The organism is Pseudomonas syringae, assembly GCF_021605415.1.
Classification (GTDB): domain Bacteria; phylum Pseudomonadota; class Gammaproteobacteria; order Pseudomonadales; family Pseudomonadaceae; genus Aquipseudomonas; species Aquipseudomonas syringae_S.
Map to the genome: position 1 here is coordinate 1 of NZ_WKEQ01000085.1, position 1,370 is coordinate 1,370.

The following is a 1,370-nucleotide window of genomic DNA, read 5'->3' on the forward strand; positions in this document are numbered from 1 at the left end:
GCCGGTGCCAACTCGACCATCATTGCCTGCGGCGGCAGCTCGATGGGCGGGCGGGTGGACAAGTTCAGCGCCAGCGCGATGGCCAGCGCGTGAACGCCCAGCACCACGGCCAGGCTACCGCTGTAACGCGTCAGCTTATGGCGCGTCGTGATCATTTCTTGGCTGCCGTCTCGAGACCGACCAGACCGACCTTCAAGTAGCCGGCTGCGCGCAGATTGTCCATGACGCTCATCAGATCGCCGTAATCCACGCCTTTGTCAGCCTGGAAGAAGATCGTCGTGTCTTTCTTGCCACTGGTTTTGGCGTCAAGCGTGGCGCCGAGGGCTTCGGGCTTCACTTCCTCTTCGCCGAGGTACAGGCGTTGATCGGCTTTCACGCTGAGAAACACCGGTTTCTCAGGGCGTGGCGCCGGTTTGGCGGTAGAGGCAGGCAGGTCGACTTTGATATCCACGGTGGCCAACGGAGCGGCCACCATGAAAATGATCAATAGCACGAGCATGACGTCGATGAACGGCGTCACGTTGATTTCGTGGTTCTCGGCCAGATCGTCGTCTGCGCCTTCTTTCAAATGCAGGCCCATGGCCGATTACCCCACTTTGACCATGTGCGGCTGGGAGCTGCGCTCAGGCTGGTGGTCAAGATCACGGCTGACCAGCAGCAGAACCTGTGCCGACGCGTCGGATACCTGCGCCTTGTAACCGGCGATGGAGCGGGCGAACACGTTGTAGATGACCACGGCCGGAATCGCGGCAACCAGGCCCAGTGCGGTAGCCAGCAGTGCTTCGGCGATGCCCGGCGCCACGACGGCAAGGTTTGTGGTCTGGGTTTTGGCGATGCCGATGAAGCTGTTCATGATGCCCCACACGGTGCCGAACAGGCCGACGAACGGCGCGGTAGAGCCGATGGTCGCCAGCACGCCGGTGCCGCTGCTCATGTTGCGACCGCATGCTGCGACGAGGCGCTCGAGACGGAAGCTGACGCGTTCCTTGATGCCTTCCTTTTCCCGGCTGTTGGCCGACAGGCGCATTTCTTCGAGGGCGTCATGAACCAGCAGATTGGCGAGGGTGCCTTCCTTCGCGGCGGTGGTGCTCGCGTCTTTAAGGGTGGTCGCTTTTTTCAGATTGGCGATTTCGGTGCTCAGACGACGTTTGGCGCCGATCAGCTCGAACCCTTTGGCAATCCAGATGGTCCAGGTGATGATCGAGGCAATGGCCAGACCGATCATCACGATTTTCACGATAATGTCGGCATTCTGGTACATGCCCCACGGCGACAGGTCGTGGGCCATGCCCAGGGAGTTGTCGGCTTCGAGCATTTGCGGCGCATCGGCAGCGCTGGCGTCGACAGCCGGGGCTGGATCGGTGGCGGCT

General features: G+C 61.5%; 2 protein-coding genes and 1 pseudogene. All 3 read right to left on the reverse strand.

Features of this window, described 5'->3' with window-relative positions; all coding sequences use genetic code 11:
- A pseudogene (locus tag GIW69_RS26080) lies at positions 1-155 on the reverse strand (energy transducer TonB); the annotation flags it as partial.
- Positions 152-580 carry a TonB system transport protein ExbD gene (gene exbD, locus GIW69_RS26085; protein ID WP_236485667.1) on the reverse strand — a complete coding sequence of 143 codons (429 nt, stop codon included), beginning with the start codon at positions 578-580 and terminating at the stop codon, positions 152-154. The gene exbD and the pseudogene GIW69_RS26080, both read right to left, overlap by 4 nt.
- A gap of 6 nt (positions 581-586) precedes the next feature.
- Positions 587-1,370 (reverse strand): tonB-system energizer ExbB (gene exbB / locus GIW69_RS26090; RefSeq protein ID WP_236485668.1); only part of this gene is annotated, 784 nt, incomplete at its 5' end.